The organism is Acidithiobacillus sp. TH-A117, assembly GCF_057473465.1.
On sequence record NZ_JBYCKQ010000021.1, the window covers coordinates 35,947 to 55,808 of the forward strand.

Genomic DNA, 19,862 nt, shown 5'->3' on the forward strand with positions numbered 1-19,862 from the left:
AGTAAGCATTTGTCGATCAGATCATACTGGCCGCTGGGACTGGTGCTGGTTTCCTGGGCGGCGCTGGCAGCACCCGCCGCCCAGCCGCCTCTGGCCAAGGGGCCTATTCATATCAGTGCCGATACTCTCCATGCCGAAAATAAACCTTCCCAGCAGGCAACCTATCTGGGAAACGTGATCATGACCCAGGGGGATGTAGTCATTCATGCCCACAAGCTCGTGATTGACGCGTTGCAGGGTAAGGTGCAAACGGCCACAGCCACGGGAAGTCCGGTCAGCTTTACCATGTCCAGCGCGCAGCGGCATGGTTATGGCGATACCCTGATTTACAAGCCGGGAACGGCGGAAATTGTTTTGCAGGGGGATGCCCATCTCTGGCAGGAAAAAAACGAAATCAGCGGCCAGCGGGTGACCTACTTTCTCAACAACCAGCAGACGGCAGTGACCGCCGCGCCCGGACAGCGCGTCCACTCCGTATTTTATCCTGCAGCAGCCAACCGCTCTGCCAGCGGTGGGAGGCCATGAGCGATCTGCTCCAGGCCCAGTCCCTGGTCAAATCCTACCGCCGCCGCACGGTAGTCCGCGATGTATCCGTCGAGGTCGCAGCCGGCGAAGTAGTCGGTCTGCTGGGCCCCAACGGCGCTGGAAAGACCACTACCTTTTATATGATGGTCGGGTTGGTGCGCCCTGACCGTGGCCATATTTTTCTGCAACAGCGGGATATTACCGCCCTGCCCATGCACGAACGTGCGCGGATGGGCCTGGGTTACCTGCCCCAGGAGCCTTCGGTATTCCGGCAGATGACAGCAGCAGACAATATTCTCGCGGTTCTGGAAATTCTGCCCCTCAGCAAGACAGAGCGGCAGGATCGTCTGGAACAGCTTTTGGCCGAATTGCATCTGGGAATGCTGCGCGATACCAAGGGACATAGTCTTTCCGGCGGCGAGCGCCGACGGGTGGAAATCGCCCGTGCATTGGCCATGAGCCCGCGCTTCATCCTGCTCGATGAACCTTTCGCTGGCATCGACCCGATCTCGGTGCTGGAAATCCAGCGTTTGATTGAGGACTTGCGGGAGCGCGGCATTGGTATTCTGATTACCGATCATAATGTGCGCGAAACATTAGGGATTTGCGAACGCGCCTATATACTGCATGATGGCAAGGTGCTGACGGCCGGAAGCCCCCAGGAAATTGTGGATGATCCGATGGTGCGTCAGGTATATCTGGGAGATCAGTTCAGAATCTGAATCTGGAAAGACATGAAACAAGGTTTAGAACTCAAACTCGGTCAGCATCTGGCCATGACCCCGCAACTGCAACAGGCCATTCGTCTACTGCAGTTGTCGACGGTTGACCTGCAGCAGGAAGTGCAGGAGATGCTGGAAAGCAATCCTCTGCTGGATGAGGATACTTCCGGCGAAGAAGCTGGGGTACCGGGTTCAGCACCGGAACCCAGTGAGGCGCCCGGCGAAGATCGCCAGCTCGATTTGGCTGCTGAAGATACCCTGCCGGATGAATTGCCCCTCGACAGTCAGTGGGATGACGTATTTGATATGGGTACCAGTGCTTCAGGCGGCGGTTCTGATGATGAACTTCCCGATTTTGAGGCGCGCAACAGCCACAGTCAGAGTCTCCAGGACTACCTGCGCTGGCAGGCGGATATGACCCACTTCAGTCCTGATGAGCGCAGCATGGCCGAGATGATCATTGATGCCGTTGATGAGCGTGGGTACCTGATAGAAAGTACAGATGATCTTGCCGCCGCCATGGGGGTCGAAACGTCCCTTCTCCAGGATGTTCTGCAGCGTGTTCAGGACTTTGATCCTCCCGGTGTGGCAGCCCGGGATCTGGGGGAATGTCTTTATCTGCAACTCCGGCAGTTGCCCGATGTGGATCCGGAGGTCCAGCAGCTGGCGATGAAGCTGGTGCAGGACCATTTGCAGGCCCTGGGCCGCCATGATTATTCCCGTTTGTGTGCCAGTCTGGGGGTCGATGAAGGCAGACTGGGAGCAGCCATGGCGCTGATTTCTGCCCTCAATCCCAAGCCCGGTGAAGAAATCGGCAGTGAAAACACCGAGTACGTCATTCCTGATGTCATCGTCCGCTGGTCCGGCAAAAGATTGCGGGTGGATCTGAACCCCGAGGCCATGCCCAAACTGCGGATCAACCGCCGCTATGCGGGGATGGCGGGTGGCAAGGATGCCGCCCATAAATATATTCAAGATCAGCTCAATGAAGCGCGCTGGTTCATCAAGAGCCTGCAAAGCCGCCAGGAAACCATTCTGAAAGTCGCCCGGGCCATTGTCGACAAGCAGAAGGAATTTTTCAGCAATGGCCCGGAGTCCATGCGGCCCATGGTGCTGCGTCATATTGCCGAGGCTGTGGAAATGCATGAGTCCACCGTCTCCCGGGTAACCAATCAGAAATACATGGTCACTCCCCGAGGTCTTTACGAGTTCAAGTACTTTTTTTCCAGTCATGTGGGAACGGACAGTGGCGGTTCGGCATCGGCGACGGCCATTCGTGCCTTGTTGATCAAATTGACCCAGGCCGAGAATCCCAAACATCCCCTGAGTGACGCGGAAATTGCCAAGGTACTTGCCGAGCAGGGCATCCAGATTGCCCGCCGGACCGTAGCCAAGTATCGGGAAGCAGCCAATATTCCTCCCGCCAGCCAGCGGCGGCGGCTTTAGGTTTCCATCTGCAGCAGGACGCAGCAGGGTTTTTTGTCGCGGCAGTTGGCGCTACACTGAAGCCGGACCCCATCAGGGGGATTATCATAAACAAGCCTCGCAAGAGGACAGGAGAGCGCCATGCAAATTACCATTACCGGTCAGCACCTGGATCTGACAGAAGCCTTGAAAAACCACGCAGAAGAAAAAATTGGCAAGCTTGATCGACATTTTGATCAGGTGATTGATGCCCGGGTTGTCCTGAAACATGCGCCTCATGAGAATCCCGAAAACACGGCCGATGTGACCATGTATGCGGCGGGCCACGTATTCCACGCCGAATCCCGGCACGCGGATATGTACCGGGCACTGGATCTGGTAACGGAAAAGCTGGAGAGTCAGATTGATAGTTACAAGGAAAAGCGGCAGGACCGCCGTAACGATCATCCTGCCGGTCTGGCCGTGATTGCCGAGACGGAATGAACCCTGACGATGACGACTCTGCCTTTAGGTCCCCAACACATTCTGATTGATCCTCCGGTTGCGGATGCCGGAGCAGTGCTTGAAGCTCTGGCGGCCTTGTTGGCAGAGTCTACGGGACAATCCCCCGCCCTGATTGCTGAGGCCCTGAAAAGCCGGGAGGCCCAGGGTTCCACCGGGATCGGACATGGCGTAGCCCTGCCCCATGCGCGCATTGATGGCGCCAGGGATGTGGCTGTTGCAGCCCTGCGCAGTGCCCAAGGCATCCCCTTTGCTGCTCCTGATGGACTGGCCGTGCGGGTATTCATCGCTGTTGCTGTGCCCAAGTCTGCAGCTACAGCCCATCTCGAAATTCTTTCGAATCTGGCCGTGCGTCTGACCTCCGAAGAGGTGCGTGCCGATTTGCTCAATGCTTCTGATAGTACTGGTTTTTTTGCGGTATTGACCGATTCTGACTAGCTTTCAGGGGAGACGCAGGCATGGAAAGACAAATCAGTCTGCGTCGGCTTTGCGAAGATCTCCACAAGGAAATGTTCTGGGATTGTCTTTACCGACCCGGTAAGGATTTTTACTTGCGCGGTGATCCCTGGGCAGAAAGTGATGTGGGCGGAGCCGCCCTGGTTGGGTTCCTGAATTTTATTCGTCCCCATGTCGTACAAATAGCAGGCACCTGCGAGCTGCAGTTTTTACGCCAGCATCCCCAGAACTTTGAGCAATTTCTTTCGGAAAAGCTGCGCCTCATCGTGCTGTGTGAAAAACAGACCCTGAGTCCGGAGATGCTGGAAATCCTCCAGAATCGCCAAGTGGCGGTCATGGCAACCACCCTGGAGGCGCAGAAAGTGCTGGCCCGTCTGCAGCTTTATCTGCATCGTGAACTTGCCGCCCGCCAGCAGGTTCATGGGGTGTTGGTGGATGTGCTGGGTGTGGGTTTGCTGTTGCAGGGTGAGGCCGGTATCGGCAAAAGTGAACTGGCCCTGGAGCTGGTCAGCCGTGGTCATCGTCTGGTGGCCGATGACAGCGTCCTGTGTATTCGTGAGGCTCCACAGATCATCACCGGCCATTGTCCCGCCCCGCTGCGAAATTTTCTGGAAGTGCGGGGGCTGGGCATCATCAATATCCGGGAATTTTTCGGGGCGGCAGCCATTGTGCGTTCCAAGCGTATTCGCCTGGTGGTCGAAATTCAGGATATGCAGGATATGGAAATGGCCGATATCGACCGTCTCCAGGGTAAGGTCGATCATCTCGATATTCTCGGTGTTCCCCTGACCCGTTTGCGCATTCCGGTGTCGGCCGCCCGCAATCTCGCGGTACTGGTAGAAGCAGCAGCCCGCAGTCAGTATGTGAAAGAGTCAGGAGGCGACATGCTGGCGGACTTTGAAGAACAGGTGCGCTTGAGTGTCGGAGAGGAATGACGATGGAAAGGGATTTCATTATTGTCAGTGGACTGTCCGGCTCGGGAAAATCCACGGTGCTGCAGGCCCTGGAAGATCAGGGCTATTATTGTGCGGACAATTTACCTGCCACCCTCCTGCTGGCATTCGGTGCGCAACTGGCCCATCGTGAGGGGCACGCCTTGCTGGCGGCGGTCAGCATTGACGTGCGCAACCGTGATTTTTTCGCAGCCCTGCCCCAGGCGCTGAAAGATTTACGGGACGCCTATGGACTCCATCCCCGCATCCTCTTTCTGGAGGCCAGCGAAAGCACTCTCCTGCAACGCTACAGTGAAACCCGGCGCCGCCATCCGCTGACGGACGATAGCGCCGCTACTCCCGGTGAGTCCCTGCTCAAGGCTCTGCAAAGAGAACGGGAACTGGTACAGCCCCTGGCCGACATGGCCGATAAAAGGCTGGATACCTCCCAGATCAATACCCACCAGCTGCGTCTGCGGGTGCAGGCCTGGAGTCTGGCGTCCCGCCACTACGGAGAACTGGTGCTGCTGTTGCAGTCCTTCGCGTTCAAGAGGGGGCTGCCTCTGGATTCGGATTTTGTGTTTGATCTGCGGGCCCTGCCCAACCCCCATTATGAACCGGAACTGCGCGCCTTGACCGGGCGCGATCCGCCAGTACAGGCGTTTCTGGCCGGCCGCCCCGAGCTGCAAGGAGCCATGGGATCTCTCAAGGAGTTTCTCCGGATCTGGCTGCCGCCTTTTGCCCGGGAGCACCGTAATTATGTGACCGTATCCCTGGGCTGCACGGGGGGACAACACCGCAGTGTGTATATGGTAGAGGTGCTGGCACGGGAGCTGCTGGGCAAGGGGCAACGGGTTCTGATTCAGCATCGTGAACTCAACATCACCGAGACTTTGACATGATCCATATTGTGCTACTGACCCATGCGGGTATGGGGGGGGCTTTTGCCAATACCCTGCAACATATTTACGGGATATTGCCGGCGGCGGTGGAGGTGGTGGAAATTCTCCCCGATGAAAGTCCGGAAAATGGCCGTCGGCGTCTCTGGGAATTGATAGAACATCTGGCGGATGATGATGCCATGCTGATTCTCAATGATCTTTACGGGGCGACGCCAGCCAATCTGATTCCAGCGATTCTTCCCGAGGAACGGGTGGCGGCAGTGAGTGGTTTGAGTCTGCCCATGTTGCTGCGCGCCTTGTCGCGACGTGAAGAAGGGCTGGCTGCAGCCCGCCAGGGTGCCATGGATGGCGCTGTCCAGGGTGTCGTGGACATCCTGGCCAAGCGCGCTGCACCCCTTGCCTGTTCTTCACCCTGAACCCGGCACAGGGCGGGGTTAAGATATAATCTGACGGTATAGCCCCTCAATCCATAGCGGGTTATGCTGTAATATCCTGAGTCTCAACTTACTACCGTGGAGCAAGCACTGTGACGGTCCGCGTGGATTATCCTATTATCAATCAGCTGGGATTACATGCCCGGCCTTCGGCAAAATTCGTCAGTCTATCGGCACGTTATCCCTGTGCAGTCTGGCTGGAGAGAAACGGCCAAAGAGTTAACGGGAAAAGTATCATGGGGCTGATGACCCTTGCAGCGGCTCAGGGAACAGTACTGACCCTGGAAACCGAGGGCGAACAAGAGCAAGTCTGCGCTGATGCTTTGCTGGCCCTGGCTGCAGATCGATTCGGGGAAGACACATGAGTTTTGAACTGGCAGGTATCGGAGCATCGGGTGGCATTGCCATTGGTACGGCGCTGGTATTGGAGCCGACCACCCTCGATATTCCCGAACATCTGCTGGCTCCTGAGGCAGTTGAAGACGAGGTTCTGCGTCTGCGCGCGGCCCTCAGCAGTGCCCGTGACGAACTGTTCGCGGTGCGCGATGTCATTCCTGCCGATGCGCCCCAGGATACCCGCCTGTTCATTGATGCCCATTTATTGATGCTCGATGATCCCGCCCTGCGGGAAAGACCGCTGCGCTCCATCCGCGAAGACCATCGGAATGCTGCCTGGGCCATTCAACTGGAACGGGAGCGTCTGCTGGAGATTTTTGATCGTATGGAAGATGCCTATCTGCGCGCCAAACGCGAAGACATCATCCAGGTGACTGACCGGGTATTGCGCCAGCTGGTAGGTGGCAAGCCGCCGGCAATGCAGAGTGCCGAAGGCCAGATCATCATTGCCGAAGAGTTGTCTCCGGCAGACACCGTGCTCATGAAAAAGGACAAGGTATTAGCCTGGGTAACCGACTTCGGGGCGGCCAACTCCCATGCTGCCATTCTGGCCCGCAGTCTGGGGCTTCCTGCTGTGGTGGGGGCCCATTCCGCCAGTCGTCTGCTGCGCAGTGGCGACACGGTCATTGTTGATGGTGACCAGGGAATCATTCTGGTAGCCCCCGACGCCCTGGTACTGAGCCAGTATCAGGGGCTGCAGGAGCAACGCCATCGGCGTCGGCGTCTTCTGGAAGAACAGCGGGATCTGCCGGCCGTCACCCTGGATGGCGTGACTATTCATCTGCGTGCCAATATTGAATTACCCGACGACTCCAGTCTGGTGCGACGCATGAATGCTGACGGTGTGGGCTTGTATCGCAGCGAGTTTCTGTTTATGAACCGTCCCGATATTCCCGATGAAGAGGAGCAGTATCAGGCCTTTTCCCGGGTTGTCAGGGAAATGGCAGGAGCTCCGGTGACCATCCGTTCTCTGGATATTGGCGCGGACAAGGGTCTGAAGGAGGATGAAGGGACCGGGCATAACGCCCTCAATCCGGCTCTGGGCTTGCGCGGATTGCGCCTGTGTCTGCGCCGTCCCGAATGGTTTCGTCCGCATTTGCGGGCCATCTTGCGGGCTTCGGCCCTGGGTCCGGTCCGCTTGATGCTGCCCATGCTCAGCAGTATGAGTCAATTATTGCAAAGTCGGGCGCTGGTGAGTGAATTGCAGACAGAATTGCGCAGCGAGGGGCTGGACTGCGATCCCGATATGCCCCTGGGAATCATGGTGGAAGTCCCCGCTGTAGCTATGGCCGCCCATTATTTTGCCGCTTGTGCGGATTTTTTCTCCATCGGAACCAATGATCTCATCCAGTATGCCCTGGCGGTTGACCGGGGGGATGATGATGTGAACGACCTTTTTGATCCCCTCCATGTCGGGGTTCTCGGGATGATTCAGCACACCATCGCTGCCGGACATGCCAAGGGTATTCCGGTAGCCATGTGCGGTGAAATGGCGGCTAATCCGGCATTTACTCCCTTGCTGCTGGGCCTGGGTCTGCGGGAGTTCAGCATGTACCCGGGTGCCATTCCGGAAGTGAAGGAAATCATCCGCCAAACCTCCATTGCGGAAGCCGAGGGCTTGGCTATGGGGGCTCTCGCCGGAGAGTTTGCAGTTCCCTTGGAGGCCGGACATCGCTAAGGCAGGGCTGCGCCGTACCGGGCTGGGTTTGCTGCTGCTCCTGTTCCTGTCGGGATTGGCTATGCTGATATTCTGGCTCGTGGGTGGACCGCGCCTGCTCCTGGAAGAATATCTGGGTGTCCGGGTGCAGATGCCCGTACATCTGGCGGATAATCCGCGTTTTTATTGGGGAAAGCGCTACCTGCAGGTATTTTTACAAGGTTTGCGGATCGGGCCGGAACGGCAGCCCGCCGTGCAGGTGCAGCGGCTGATGCTGAGTTTGCCCTGGCGGCCTTTGTTGACCGGCAAAGTGCAGATCCAGCAGATTCTTCTCGATCAACCCGCTGTCAATCTGCCCTGGCCCGGGGGTGGGATAACGGGTTCGGCCAAATCCCACAACTCCACAGGTTTTACGCTGCCCGCTGATATCCAGATCCGCAACGGCCGTCTGCGCTGGCACGATCTGGCAGGACATGAGCTCTCCCTCTCAGGCATCGCGGCCACTCTGCCTCGCTCGGGTAAGGGTACAGTGACCGGAGTTTGGACCTGGAAGCGGCACACCGGTCCTCTGCAATTGCAGATGATGCTTCAGTCTGGCAAGGAATTTTCCATACACCATCTGCAGTTGTTGATCGCCAGCCATCCCGCCTGGGAAAGCTGGTCTTTACAGCTGCCCAGTCTGCAAATGCAGCAGCAATCCCTGTGGATACCGGCAATGCAACTACACTGGCAGATCCATAAGGGGCGGCGAGTAGAAGGGGCCGTCCATGATCTGCATGTACAACTGAGCCAGCAAATACTGGAAATGGGTAGCGCTACCCTGGATATGGGGCCAGATTTCAAAGCCCGTTTGGAACAAAGTCATTTTTCCTGGGCGCAAGGCTCCGGGCAGACCCACTACCGGGTGGCTGCGCAGCATCTGCCGGCATTGGCCCGGCAATGGGGGCTGCCCTGGCCGAAACTCAAGAATCCCGAGGTGCCGGAGCAGCTCATGATGGCTGGCGAACTGAACTGGAAAAATCCCCGTTTTTACTGGGAGATTGATCAGGGACAGCTGGATCATAGCCTTTGGTCGGGACAGGTCAGCGGGTCCTGGAAACCCCTGGCCCTGCACCTGGATTTGCGCATCAGCCAGCTGAATCTGGGTGCCTATCTTCCGGCTCCCAAACCCGGGCCGGGGGCCATATTACCCCGTATTCCCGCGCATTGGCCGATGACCGGAGCGCTGCACATTGGCAAGTTGACCTGGGGAAAAATCCGTGCCGAGGATGTGCTCATTCAGAGCCCGAAAAAAACCGGCTCTGAGGCAGCCGCACCATGATCCCGATTGCCGACAGCCTGCTGGCCTGGTATGCCGACAATGGGCGTCATGAACTGCCCTGGCGGCAGACGCAGGACAGTTATGCCCTCTGGCTTGCCGAGATCATGCTGCAGCAAACCCAGGTAGAGAGTGTTAAACCCTATTACGCCCGATTTCTGCAGGCCTTGCCCAGCTGGGAGGCTCTGGCGCGGGCGCCCCAGGATCAGGTTCTCGCTCTGTGGAGTGGGCTCGGCTATTACGCCCGGGCCCGCAATGCCCAGCGCGCTGCGCAAAAAGTCTGTGCTGATTTTGCCGGACAGTTTCCCGATACGCGGGAAGCTGCCGAAACCTTGCCCGGGGTTGGACGGAGTACGGCAGCAGCCGTGCTGGCCAGCGCTTATGACCAACAAGAGGCCATTCTGGATGCGAATGCCCGGCGCGTATTGATCCGCAGCCAGGCAATTCGTAGTGACCCCAAGTCCACCCGGACCTTGCAGCAGTTATGGGAGCTGGCCGAGGCGCTGACGCCGACTGCTGCGCATACCTACAACCAGGCCATTCAGGATCTGGGGGCAATGATTTGTACGCCGCGTCATCCCCGCTGTGATGCATGTCCTCTGCAACGCTCCTGTATGGCCTATGCGGAGAGGCTGAGCGAACACTTACCGCTCAGCTTGCGCAAGCGCGATACCCGGGAGCGTTGTGTTTTCTTTTTACAGATAGAAGATGGCGATGGTCGGGTGTTTCTCGAAAAAAGGCCGGATTCCGGTATATGGGGTGGATTATGGTGTTTGCCGCAATTCCATCCTCAAGGCTTATCGGGACAGCCTGTTCCATGTACGGCTCAGCAGAATACCCTGGCTGATGGCGTCGTGCTGCGCGAGCAGGTGCGTCATTTTTGTGCCATGCAATATGGGTTGGTGGTGGAAGTGCAAGGGCTGACAGCGTTTTATAAGCATGTATTCACCCACTTTCAATTGTATTTCCGTTGCATCCATATCCGCTTGCAAGATGATCAGCAGGGCACAAAAGTGGCAGATCAGGCTTGTGCAGGGCATTGGTACGCTCCTGAAGCCGCGCTGGCCAAAGGGCTTCCAACCCCGATTCGCAAGATTTTAAGCCGCTCATCATAACTTGCCCGGTAGGCAGGTTCAGGTAAGATGGGCGGCATTCCCATCCCGTATGCTAGTGAGGAAGTCCGTCATGTCACGAATGGTGCAATGTGTAAAACTGGGTCACGAAGCCGAAGGTCTAGATCGTCCTCCCTATCCCGGTCCTTTGGGCGCACGGATTTATCAGGAAGTTTCCAAGGAGGCCTGGCAAGGCTGGCTGAAGCATCAGACGATGCTGATCAATGAATATCGACTTTCACCCATCGATCCCAAGTCCCGGACTTTTCTGGAAAAACAGATGGAAGCCTATTTTTTTGGTGACGGCGCCCAGCAACCTGAAGGTTTCGTGCCACCATCCGTCTGATCCCGTTTTGCGAAAACGGAGGCGTGCCGACGGGGTGTCCTCCGGTATTGATCACCCCCTCCCAACCCCTTGATTGACCGCCTAGTCGTTGAATAACGACAGAGCTCTGCTGCGTCAGATCATTCATTTATTACAAAATCCTTTCCGCCTGTCGCTGGCAGGTGACGCATTGCGCAGAGCATGGGGATGACACAAGGTCTGATCTATTTTTATTCCTTAATAATCATTGTATTAAAATAATGGCACGCATTGTGCTAAGTGATCGTGCTGCTGAAACAGCGCCGCTAGAAGCGGAAACCTGGAATCACCTTTTGAGGAGAGCTTATTTATGAAGAAAATCGTTGCCCTGACTGCTGCCCTGTCTTTCTTGACCGCCACTGCTGCTTTTGCGACCACCGAAGTGCCTGCCAAGGCTCCCGAAAAGACCGTGGAACACAAGGCTCCTGAGCACAAAATGGTGAAGAAAGCTGAGCACAAGATGCACGCTCATAAAAAGTATGAGCACAAGAAGTATGAGCACAAGAAAATGGAAATGAAGAAAGAAATGAAGAAGCCTGAAGTGGCCAAGAAAGTAGAAGAAAAGAAGGCTGAGCCCGCTGCGTAAGCAGCCTTGACCCGCGACCTGATGGCGCGGGTTTCAGCTTTACTGATAAACCCGGGGATAATTTCCCGGGTTTTTTGTGTTTGCTTAACTCAAAATTGATATTGCAGGCTCATGTTCACAGAACGTCCCGGACCGGGGAGAGCAACGCCATAAGTCATGGGGCGTTGGCCCATATAAACGCCACCTAAAGGTTGCTCATAAAACTGATTCAGGAGGTTGGCCAGTTCCAGGCTGGCCTGCCAGTGCCCATACTGATAAGCGGTGCGTATATTCAGTAAACCATAACCGGCAGTTTTGGGTTCATTGCGTAGGGTGTCCACCTGATTTTTTGCGGCAACCAGTTGTTCTTCAATGGTATTGCGCCATGTTCCCCAGTTTTGATGCAAGGCAAGTCTTAGGTTCAAGGGCATCATGTGGTAGAGAGAAGTATGACTGCTCATGTTATTCCCGCGCACATAGGCGGCTTTTGCCGACAGCGTAAATGTTCCATAACGCCGGGTTTGTGCCAGACGAGCAGCACTATCCATATTGATACCCCATATTTCGGCGTTCTGGTTGGCAAATTGCAAATAGACAAAACCGTTTTCTGAGTGCAGATTGGTCGGCGTGCAGGCCCCACCAAGACTGGTTGGACAGCGCACAGCACCTATATAGTTATGGATGTAGGTCAAGTAAGGCTGAATTTGCACATGCCATTTTTGTATATCCGTTCCATGAAAATTGGCGGCCAGGCTGACGGTGTTCGCTGTTTCGGGTTTCAGGTTGAGATTACCGATATAACCATTGCCATCGTTGAACCAGCCGACCATATTCATGGCCATGGGATTGCTGGACCAAGGATAGAGCTCATAAAGGTCGGGGGCTTGTGATTTACGCGCCAGTCCCAGGGTATAGGTGCTGTGTTTGCCGGGCTGATATTGCACAATGGCGGAAAAATTCCAGTTGCTGAACTGGCGCTGGCGATCACTCTGGTTGAATTTACCGGGCAGGCTTTGCGGGCTATCCGGATTTCCATACATCATGGCATTGTAGCCTTGGACCGGGCCGGTATTCATTCGTACAGCATCCAGGCGTACGCCAAGATCGCTTTTCCAGTGGGGATTCCATTGTGTTTTCAGGTCGGCGAAAGCGTCATAGCGATCCCTTCTGCCATTGTTGATATTCATATAGGTATTGGGGCCCATCATGCTCATTTTAGTGTTTGCGGGAGGCCACCAGTCATTCAAATGCTCATGGTTGTAACTGGCCCCCAGTTGCAGACGATTGTCCGTGTCCAGAGGTAAGGTGATTGTCCCTTTCAAGCCGTTATTCACGCCCTGGGTATTCATGGGCATGCCCATCATGGCACCCAGGTTTTTATCGGCAAGGAAGTTCATGCTGTGCTGAACCACTTGGTTATATCCGCGCAATTCCACAGTACCCCATTGAAAATGTCCCTGGTAATGGAGATTAAGCCGCGTGCTGTGATTCCCGGTCATGTCCATGCGGGCGCTGGGAAAACCCTGAAAGGGAATGCTCTGGTATTGCACACCCATCTCCAATACCTGTTGTTTCCAGCGGTAGGCGGCATTGAGGTTCTGGTAGATTGCCTCGTAGAGGGATGAGGCCACTACATCACCGGGAATACCATAGGTTTCAGCTTTGAAAGCCTTGGCTGCGGTGTAGTTGCCACCATGCACATAGGAGCCATTATAGCGGATGCTGAAATGTGGGGTGGCCGCCGTGGCATTCAGGTGAGTTCCGTAAATATTGCCATTACTTTGATAAAATCCACCAACACTGCCACTGCTCACAAAATGACTGCCGGGCTCTGCGAAAGTCGGCGGCGGCGAATTGACGATGACGGCACCACCTATGGCATTGCCACCTGCACTGACCGGTACAACAGTGGGGTAGACGGTAATCTGGCCGATGGCCGCAGGAGGCAGATAGGAAAGTGGGGGGTTCATGTGATTGGCACAGGCATTGGGCGTGCTGAAGCCATTCACTTGCAAGAGCAGTTGATTGTCGCTCAGACCATTTAAAACGGGCAGTCCGGAAACTCCACCTGCGCTGGAAATATTGCTACCGGGGATTTTTTCCAGAATGCGAGCGGTGTTACTTGCCAGGCCGGTATCGTTCAGAGACTGTGGCGAGATCCGGAGGGCATTGGCAGAAAAGGCGTCTATGGTTGATTCTGGCAGCTGGATAGAGATGGTCATTGGCGAGGTGCTTGCCCCGGCATGGTTGCCCATAGCCAGCAAAATTGCGCCGAAAAGCGCCTGGTTTCGTGGTTTCCGCATAAAACTCTCCCGTATATTTAAAGTTTTTTAGTGATATGCGGCAAAGGAAAGCGGTAACTAATTGTAAAGATGGGCGCTCCCTGGTTTTTATAAGAAAATCTTAAGCGATCTCCACAGTAATTTGTAATTATAATGTTTTGCTGGACAATAGAGAAAGACTATTAAAGAACATGGAGTTTATCTAATATTCTTGCGCTTCAGGCCGGGTGAATTTACGCTGGCTTGATCTTCTTGGGGGAGTGCAAATTTTTATGGCCCTGCGTCCTAGTTCCATTTCCAAACTGGTGGTGTTTGGTTTCGGTCTGGCTATCGTACCGCTGGTGCTGGTCATCGTCAGTGTGACACTTTCTATCGCGCATTTTGCCGAGCAGGGTCAGGTCAGCATTTTGCGGGCCGTCGCCATGAGTGATGCTGCCAATCGTATGAATAACGCCGTGCGTTCCATGGAGCGTTATGGTCTACAGTACACGGTATTGCAGGATCAGGCATTGCTGGTGCTCTACGATCAGAGTTTCAGCGAATACAAAAAAGCCAGCGCCCGATTTGCGGCAGCAGGACCTTCACCCCTCGACAGGGATCGTCTGCACCGTCTCGCTGATCACCTGACCAGAGCGCGCCAGCTTCTGCCTCTGGTTTCCCTGGAGGGAAACCGGACTGCCCTGGAAAGTGATTTCAGTCGGGCCAGCGGGGAGGCGCAGCGCCTGCAGAGCGATGTCAATGAAGGGATCAGTACCGAGGTGGGGAAACTCGGTACCCGGGCTCTGGCCATTAAGCATCTGACCATCATTGAGGTCCTGCTGGTTTTGCCGTTGTCGGTGGCGGTGGCCATTGTGTTCATCATTCTGATTACCCGTCCGGTCCGACGGCTGGATCAGGCAGTTTCCGGACTGGGCGACGGCGATCTGGAAACCCCCATTGCTGTCAAGGGACCACGGGACATTGCCAGCCTGGGGGATCGACTGGAATGGCTGCGTAATCGTCTGAATGCCCTTGAAGAGGCAAAATTGCATTTCCTGCGCCAGCTTTCCCATGAGTTGAAAACGCCCCTCACCGCCATTCGCGAGGGCTCGGAACTGTTGCAGGATGATCTGGGCCAGAACCTGAGCGCAGAGCAGCAGGAAATTGTCCATATTGTCGGCGACAACAGTTTGCGCCTGCAGCGCCTCATTGAAGACCTGCTGCGTTTCAGTCTCGCCGAAGGGCCGGTCGGTGCTGGAATGGTGCAGGAACTTTCCCTGACACGGGTGCTGGAGGAGCTGTTAATGAGTTACAAACCGAGCCTGCGCAGCAAGTCCCTGCACCTGCAGGCACATCTTGAAGCCGTGCAGATTCGGGGGCATGCGGATAGGCTCCGCACTATTTGTGACAATTTATTGTCAAATGCCGTGAAATTCTCGCCTCAAAACGCTACCATACGGGTGGATTTGCAAGTACAGGGCGAAGATGCCCTGCTCGACGTTCAGGATGAAGGGCCCGGGGTGGACCCGAGTGAACGCGAAAAGATTTTTGATATTTTGTATCGCGGAGAAGCTTCAGACTCCGGGAAAATAGAAGGTAGCGGCTTGGGGTTGGCCATTGCCAGGGAATATGTGCTGAGTTACGGGGGAAGTCTTGAATTGCAGGATAAAAAAACACCAGGCGCCTGGTTCCGGCTGCGCCTTCCGCTGGCGGGCTTGGATGCTTCCCATGTGGTCCATACCCCTGATACTGGCGGGATGCGCCAGCACCCCGGCTCCGCTGCCGTCTAATGCAGTATTGTTGAAACCAGGAGAACAGATCATCAAAACCGCTGAGCTGGCCACCCTCAAGGCACAAATTGCGGAACTGGAAAAAGTGACTCCGGTTACTGCCCCCTGCATTTCCGAAAAAGCCGAGGCTGCTGTGTTGGGCAAACAGTTGGCCGATGCGCGAGCAGGCGACCCTGGCTACCAGAAGCTGGAAAACAAGTTGAATGATTTGCAGAACCGGCTTCAGCAGTCCCAGCAACATGAGGCCGAATTGCGCCGCAAACTCAATGAGCTGGTACAAATCGAGAAAAATGCCCGTTTCCCCCAGGGACAATAACCCATGACCGATAAAGGTAAAATTCTCCTGGTTGACGATGATGCAGATTTGCTGCGTTTGTTGTCACTGCGGATGAAATCTGCAGGCTACAGCATCAGTACTGCCGCCAATGGCAATGAGGCCCTGTCCGTGCTGGCCATGGAACATCCGGGGCTGGTGATTACCGATTTGAAAATGGATCAGATGGACGGCATGGCTTTGCTGGATGCCATCCGCCGGGACTATCCTACCCTGCCAGTCATCATTCTGACTGCTCACGGTTCTATTCCCGATGCTCTGCTGGCCGCAGATCAGGGGGTTTTTGCCTTTTTGACCAAGCCTTTTGATGGAAAAGACCTGATGGCTCAGGTGGAGCGGGCTTTCAGTCTCACGGCGGCGGTTGCCCCTGCTACGGGAAAAAAAGGCAAGGATTCCAGTTGGGACAGAATTCTTACCCGCAGCCCGAAAATGCAGGCGGTTCTCGATCAGGCGCGATTGGTGGCAGCCTCTGATGCCAGCGTTTTTGTCCATGGGGCCAGTGGTACCGGCAAGGAGTTGTTGGCCCAGGCCATTCATCAGGCCAGCCCGCGCCGTGCGCATTCCTTTATCGCCCTGAACTGTGCGGCTTTTCCCGAGCAGTTGCTGGAATCCGAACTGTTTGGCCATAAAAAAGGCGCCTTTACCGGGGCGGCCAACAATCATCAAGGTTTATTTCAGGCTGCTGAAAAAGGCACCCTGTTTCTGGACGAAATTGGCGATATGCCCCTTTCTCTTCAGGTCAAGTTGTTACGGGCCTTGCAGGAGCGCGTTATCCGCCCGGTGGGCTCGACGGAAAGCATCGCCGTGGATGTCCGCATCATCTCAGCCAGCCATCGCGACCTGGAAAAGGAAATGGCCGAACGGCGTTTCCGCGACGACTTATACTATCGTCTCTGTGTGGTGACCCTGGAGTTGCCCGCGCTGGCTGAACGTCCCGAAGATATTCCTCTGCTGGCTGAGTTTTTTCTGCGGGACACGGCTGCCAAAAACCGCAAGGATGTGCGCGGGATTGCCCCGGAGGCTATGGAGTTACTGGTGGCTGCGCCCTGGCCGGGCAACGTCCGGCAGTTGGCCAATGTGATCGAGCAGGCAGTGGTTTTGTCTACCACGCCGCGTATCGGCGCCCCGCTCATCCGCCACGCCTTGCGCGACAAGGAAGGCGAGGTGATGCCCCTGGCTGATGCCAAGGGCCGTTTTGAAATGAATTATCTGATCCAGATCATGCGCATGACCCGGGGAAATGTGAGTCAGGCAGCACAACTGGCCCAACGCAATCGCACGGAATTCTACCGCCTGCTCCGGCGTTATCATCTGGATCCTTCCGCCTTCAAGGAAAATGGCACGGCCGATGAGGATGAAGGCGAAGAATAAGCATGTGGTCTGAATGCATTGAGGGATTCGCTGTTGTTCAGCGATCCTGATGATGAGGCATGTTGTAATAGACCACCGTCCCCGCTGCGCTGGCAGCCATTAATGGCAGGCAACCAGTGAGCAGCAGGGCGAGACCGCTGACAGCAATACCCACAACAAGTGGGCGAAGTGAATGCTCGCGTATCAAAGCCGGGTCCTGAAATAAGTGGCTGTCACGACGGCAGGGGCACAATATCAGGGTTTGTGTACGGGATGATCGGCCTCGCTCCAGGCATCCATACCCCCTGAGATGGAATGCACGTTGGTATAGCCCATTTTTTTCAACTGATGCGCAGCCAGTGCGGCGCGTCCTCCGGTCTTACAGTAAACCAGAATCTCCCGATCTTTGTCTTTGAGAGCCGGATGGGAGTCTGCCTTGAATTCAAGCATGCCCCGGGATATGTGATGCGCTCCGGGAATGTGGCCAGCAGAAAACTCGTGGGCTTCACGCACATCTATGATCACCACGGCTTCGGTCTGGTGTTTGTCATGTGCCTGCCGCAAGTCCATTTCACGTATTTCCGCTTTGGCTTCCTTGACGAGATCCATTGCTGTCTTGTTCATCATGCGCTCCTTGATCAGATAAATTAGATAAACTGATTGAACCATAACGACCTGGAACCGTTCACGCAAGCCCCGTTGTTGCGCGGGAGTAGCTATAGTTTGAGGAGTGTCTGGTTAAAACAGGAGAAGCATCATGCACATTGAATCCATTACCCTGGTTCGTCATGGTATGACCGAGTGGGCTGATAAGGGAAAGCATACCTCAGTCACTGATGTGGGACTGACTTCCGAAGGGCGTGCGGATGCTGAAGCGCTGTGGTCATTATTTGTGAATCAGGGACATTTTGATGGCATCTACTCCAGTCCCCTGATTCGCGCCCAGCATACCGCCATTCTTGCCGGTTTTGCCCATCCCGAACTGCATCATGATCTTATGGAATGGCGTTATGGCCGCTATGAAGGCAAGACAACCCCGGAAATACATCAGGAAAATCCGGAGTGGAGTATTTTTCGCTGTGGGGGACCGGAAGGAGAAAGTCCTGACGAAGTGGCGCAGCGCTGTGATCGGCTGCTCCGGGAGTGGGGTGAGAAAGGGCACAAGCATGTGCTGTGCTTTGCCCACGGCCACATCCTGCGTGCTCTGGCAGCGCGCTGGCTGGGTTTGGATCTGAAATTCGGTGATCACCTGCACCTGGACCCCGGGAGCATTTCCCGTCTGGGTTGGGAGCATGATACGCCCGCCTTGCACCTCTGGAATTACTGCCCGCGTTTTACCCGCATTGGGCCGGGGCAGTCTTCCAGATAAGTCGGTGTAAAGCTGAGCAGGTTTAGCCGAGAAGAAAAGCCGGGGCTACTTGTGCCGCCTGCTGCATGGCGGCGTGATAGTAGTGCGTACCAGTAAATGCCTTGGCATCATCGGCGCGGAAAGATTCCATGCTGAGGCCTTTGCGTCCCAGCGTTCCGCTCCACCACCCTGAGGGGTAACAAAACTGGGGAAAATACACGCTGTTCACCGCATCAAAGCCGGCCTCGCTCATGCGGCTCTGGCATTGACGGATCAGCTCGGCGTGGAGTAAAGGAGATTCGGACTGGGCGACCAGTACACCTTTTTCCGCCAGGGCGTGATGACAGGCCGCATAAAATTCCGTGGCGAATAAACCGGCAGCAGGTCCTACCGGATCAGTAGAATCGACAATGATGACATCATAACGGCCGGCGTCGGCCTCCTGGATCCAGGCAATGCCGTCCGTAAAGTGAAAATGCGCGCGGGGGTCATGATTTTTCTCACAGAGTTCCGGAAAAAAGCGCTCGGCAACCCGGGTTACTCTTTCATCCAGCTCGACCTGGGTGGCTTCTTCCACCTCCGGGTGGCGCAACACTTCCCGGAGGGTACCGCAATCGCCGCCACCGATGATCAGCACTCGTTTGGGAGCCGGGTGAATAAACAGGGCGGGATGACTCATCATTTCATGATACAGATAGTTGTCCCGGTCAGTGACCATGACTAGGCCGTCCAGGGTCATGAGTGTGCCGAAATGTTCGGTTTCAAAAATTTCGATGGTCTGGTAAGGGCTTTGTTCGCGGTGCAGCACTTCGCGGACTTTCAGACTCAGGCTTGCGCCATGTTCTTCATAACGTTCGGTATACCATAGTTCTGTGCTCATGATTGCCTCTCATTGTGGCCGGAATGGTAGGTGCCCGCAGGGATTTTGCGGAAGAATGAGACAAAAGAAAAGGCGGACCCCGAACTCAGGATCCGCCCGCTGAAGCAACACTGGCTATCAGGCGCAGAGAACCGGCTTGACGCGCAGTTCGTGGGCCGGAATGCCCATCATGTCCACCTGACCACGCTTCATCTCCATGGTGGAGACCTGGCCGGCGCCAAAAGCTTCCTTGAGATAGTTCAAGGCATCTTCGGGCTGAATGATGTCGCCACAGGTAAATACATCCACCGCTGCGTAACCGTACTCAGGCCAGGTATGAATGGCCAGGTGGGATTCCGCAACGATAACGGCACCACTGACCCCGTAAGGAGAAAAGTGGTGAAAGGTTTGCGTCACAATGGTGCAGTTGGCTCGCCGGGCGGCCTCCAGCATGGCATCGGTGACAAAATCTACATCAGACAAGGTACTGCCGTCACAGTGATAGAAATCTGCAACGATTTGATGTCCTAACGAGCGCATAGGTGCCCCCCTTACCAAAGTTAAAAAGGTTAAGAAGTAGCTCCCGTGCACCCCCAGACAGTACTTGGTTT

22 protein-coding genes are annotated in these 19,862 nt (G+C 55.5%); 18 read left to right on the plus strand and 4 right to left on the minus strand.

The annotated features are described in order from the left end of the window. Positions 1 to 9 precede the first annotated feature (9 nt). The 14 genes from lptA to AC2VLR_RS04245 all read left to right on the plus strand — a co-directional run bounded on the left by lptA (position 10) and on the right by AC2VLR_RS04245 (position 11,330). Positions 10 to 525, plus strand: a complete 516-nt coding sequence (lptA, locus tag AC2VLR_RS04180) for a lipopolysaccharide transport periplasmic protein LptA (RefSeq protein WP_486880980.1) — start codon at positions 10 to 12, stop codon at positions 523 to 525. Further along, a complete protein-coding gene (lptB, locus tag AC2VLR_RS04185; RefSeq protein WP_486880981.1) occupies positions 522 to 1,247 on the plus strand; it encodes an LPS export ABC transporter ATP-binding protein in 726 nt (241 codons plus the stop codon). The genes lptA and lptB overlap by 4 nt, the downstream gene beginning before the upstream one ends. Positions 1,248 to 1,259: 12 nt before the next feature. Further along, positions 1,260 to 2,693, plus strand: a complete 1,434-nt coding sequence (locus tag AC2VLR_RS04190; RefSeq protein WP_486880982.1) for an RNA polymerase factor sigma-54 — start codon at positions 1,260 to 1,262, stop codon at positions 2,691 to 2,693. A 120-nt stretch (positions 2,694 to 2,813) separates the two neighbouring features. Continuing rightward, positions 2,814 to 3,155: a ribosome hibernation-promoting factor, HPF/YfiA family gene (hpf, locus tag AC2VLR_RS04195; protein ID WP_215842511.1), complete on the plus strand. Its 342-nt coding sequence runs from the start codon at positions 2,814 to 2,816 to the stop codon at positions 3,153 to 3,155. A 9-nt stretch (positions 3,156 to 3,164) separates the two neighbouring features. Beyond that, positions 3,165 to 3,611, plus strand: coding sequence for a PTS sugar transporter subunit IIA (locus AC2VLR_RS04200; protein WP_486880983.1), 447 nt, complete (start codon positions 3,165 to 3,167; stop codon positions 3,609 to 3,611). Between the two features lie 20 nt (positions 3,612 to 3,631). Next, positions 3,632 to 4,564 (plus strand): HPr(Ser) kinase/phosphatase, encoded by a 933-nt coding sequence (gene hprK, locus AC2VLR_RS04205; protein ID WP_486880984.1) that lies wholly within the window; start codon positions 3,632 to 3,634, stop codon positions 4,562 to 4,564. Further along, positions 4,561 to 5,463, plus strand: coding sequence for an RNase adapter RapZ (rapZ, locus tag AC2VLR_RS04210; RefSeq protein ID WP_486880985.1), 903 nt, complete (start codon positions 4,561 to 4,563; stop codon positions 5,461 to 5,463). Before hprK ends, rapZ begins: the two co-directional genes overlap by 4 nt. Further along, entirely contained in the window at positions 5,460 to 5,879 is a 420-nt protein-coding gene (locus AC2VLR_RS04215; protein ID WP_486880986.1) for a PTS sugar transporter subunit IIA, read from the plus strand. Before rapZ ends, AC2VLR_RS04215 begins: the two co-directional genes overlap by 4 nt. 110 nt (positions 5,880 to 5,989) lie before the next feature. Next, positions 5,990 to 6,262, plus strand: a complete 273-nt coding sequence (locus tag AC2VLR_RS04220) for an HPr family phosphocarrier protein (protein WP_486880987.1) — start codon at positions 5,990 to 5,992, stop codon at positions 6,260 to 6,262. Next, positions 6,259 to 7,971, plus strand: a complete 1,713-nt coding sequence (ptsP, locus tag AC2VLR_RS04225) for a phosphoenolpyruvate--protein phosphotransferase (RefSeq protein WP_486880988.1) — start codon at positions 6,259 to 6,261, stop codon at positions 7,969 to 7,971. Before AC2VLR_RS04220 ends, ptsP begins: the two co-directional genes overlap by 4 nt. Beyond that, complete coding sequence (locus tag AC2VLR_RS04230) at positions 7,940 to 9,271, plus strand: AsmA family protein (protein WP_486880989.1); 1,332 nt, start codon at positions 7,940 to 7,942, stop codon at positions 9,269 to 9,271. The genes ptsP and AC2VLR_RS04230 overlap by 32 nt, the downstream gene beginning before the upstream one ends. Next, positions 9,268 to 10,383 carry an A/G-specific adenine glycosylase gene (gene mutY, locus AC2VLR_RS04235; protein WP_486880990.1) on the plus strand — a complete coding sequence of 372 codons (1,116 nt, stop codon included), beginning with the start codon at positions 9,268 to 9,270 and terminating at the stop codon, positions 10,381 to 10,383. Before AC2VLR_RS04230 ends, mutY begins: the two co-directional genes overlap by 4 nt. 70 nt (positions 10,384 to 10,453) lie before the next feature. Continuing rightward, positions 10,454 to 10,726, plus strand: a complete 273-nt coding sequence (locus tag AC2VLR_RS04240; RefSeq protein ID WP_101536456.1) for an oxidative damage protection protein — start codon at positions 10,454 to 10,456, stop codon at positions 10,724 to 10,726. A 328-nt stretch (positions 10,727 to 11,054) separates the two neighbouring features. Continuing rightward, entirely contained in the window at positions 11,055 to 11,330 is a 276-nt protein-coding gene (locus AC2VLR_RS04245; protein WP_486880991.1) for a hypothetical protein, read from the plus strand. An 89-nt stretch (positions 11,331 to 11,419) separates the two neighbouring features. Here the strand turns inward: AC2VLR_RS04245 and AC2VLR_RS04250 are convergent, their stop codons facing one another. Continuing rightward, complete coding sequence (locus tag AC2VLR_RS04250; protein WP_486880992.1) at positions 11,420 to 13,612, minus strand: TonB-dependent receptor; 2,193 nt, start codon at positions 13,610 to 13,612, stop codon at positions 11,420 to 11,422. A gap of 251 nt (positions 13,613 to 13,863) precedes the next feature. Between AC2VLR_RS04250 and AC2VLR_RS04255 the strand changes: the two genes are divergently transcribed. The 3 genes from AC2VLR_RS04255 to AC2VLR_RS04265 are packed head-to-tail and all read left to right on the plus strand — an operon-like array spanning position 13,864 to position 17,065. Further along, positions 13,864 to 15,360 carry a HAMP domain-containing sensor histidine kinase gene (locus tag AC2VLR_RS04255; protein WP_486880993.1) on the plus strand — a complete coding sequence of 499 codons (1,497 nt, stop codon included), beginning with the start codon at positions 13,864 to 13,866 and terminating at the stop codon, positions 15,358 to 15,360. A 10-nt stretch (positions 15,361 to 15,370) separates the two neighbouring features. Beyond that, complete coding sequence (locus tag AC2VLR_RS04260; protein ID WP_486880994.1) at positions 15,371 to 15,676, plus strand: hypothetical protein; 306 nt, start codon at positions 15,371 to 15,373, stop codon at positions 15,674 to 15,676. Between the two features lie 3 nt (positions 15,677 to 15,679). Next, a complete protein-coding gene (locus AC2VLR_RS04265; RefSeq protein WP_486880995.1) occupies positions 15,680 to 17,065 on the plus strand; it encodes a sigma 54-interacting transcriptional regulator in 1,386 nt (461 codons plus the stop codon). A 234-nt stretch (positions 17,066 to 17,299) separates the two neighbouring features. Here AC2VLR_RS04265 and AC2VLR_RS04270 read toward each other — a convergent pair whose 3' ends face one another. After that, positions 17,300 to 17,671, minus strand: a complete 372-nt coding sequence (locus AC2VLR_RS04270; RefSeq protein WP_486880996.1) for a rhodanese-like domain-containing protein — start codon at positions 17,669 to 17,671, stop codon at positions 17,300 to 17,302. Between the two features lie 130 nt (positions 17,672 to 17,801). Here AC2VLR_RS04270 and AC2VLR_RS04275 point away from each other — a divergent pair, with 130 nt between their 5' ends. Next, on the plus strand, positions 17,802 to 18,413 hold the full coding sequence (locus AC2VLR_RS04275; RefSeq protein ID WP_486880997.1) for a histidine phosphatase family protein: 612 nt from the start codon (positions 17,802 to 17,804) through the stop codon (positions 18,411 to 18,413). 22 nt (positions 18,414 to 18,435) lie between these two features. Here AC2VLR_RS04275 and speE read toward each other — a convergent pair whose 3' ends face one another. Together speE and speD are read right to left on the minus strand one after the other, a co-directional pair. Next, positions 18,436 to 19,272 (minus strand): polyamine aminopropyltransferase, encoded by an 837-nt coding sequence (speE, locus tag AC2VLR_RS04280; protein WP_486880998.1) that lies wholly within the window; start codon positions 19,270 to 19,272, stop codon positions 18,436 to 18,438. A 117-nt stretch (positions 19,273 to 19,389) separates the two neighbouring features. After that, positions 19,390 to 19,791 (minus strand): adenosylmethionine decarboxylase, encoded by a 402-nt coding sequence (speD, locus tag AC2VLR_RS04285; protein WP_010640598.1) that lies wholly within the window; start codon positions 19,789 to 19,791, stop codon positions 19,390 to 19,392. Positions 19,792 to 19,862: the final 71 nt, after the last annotated feature.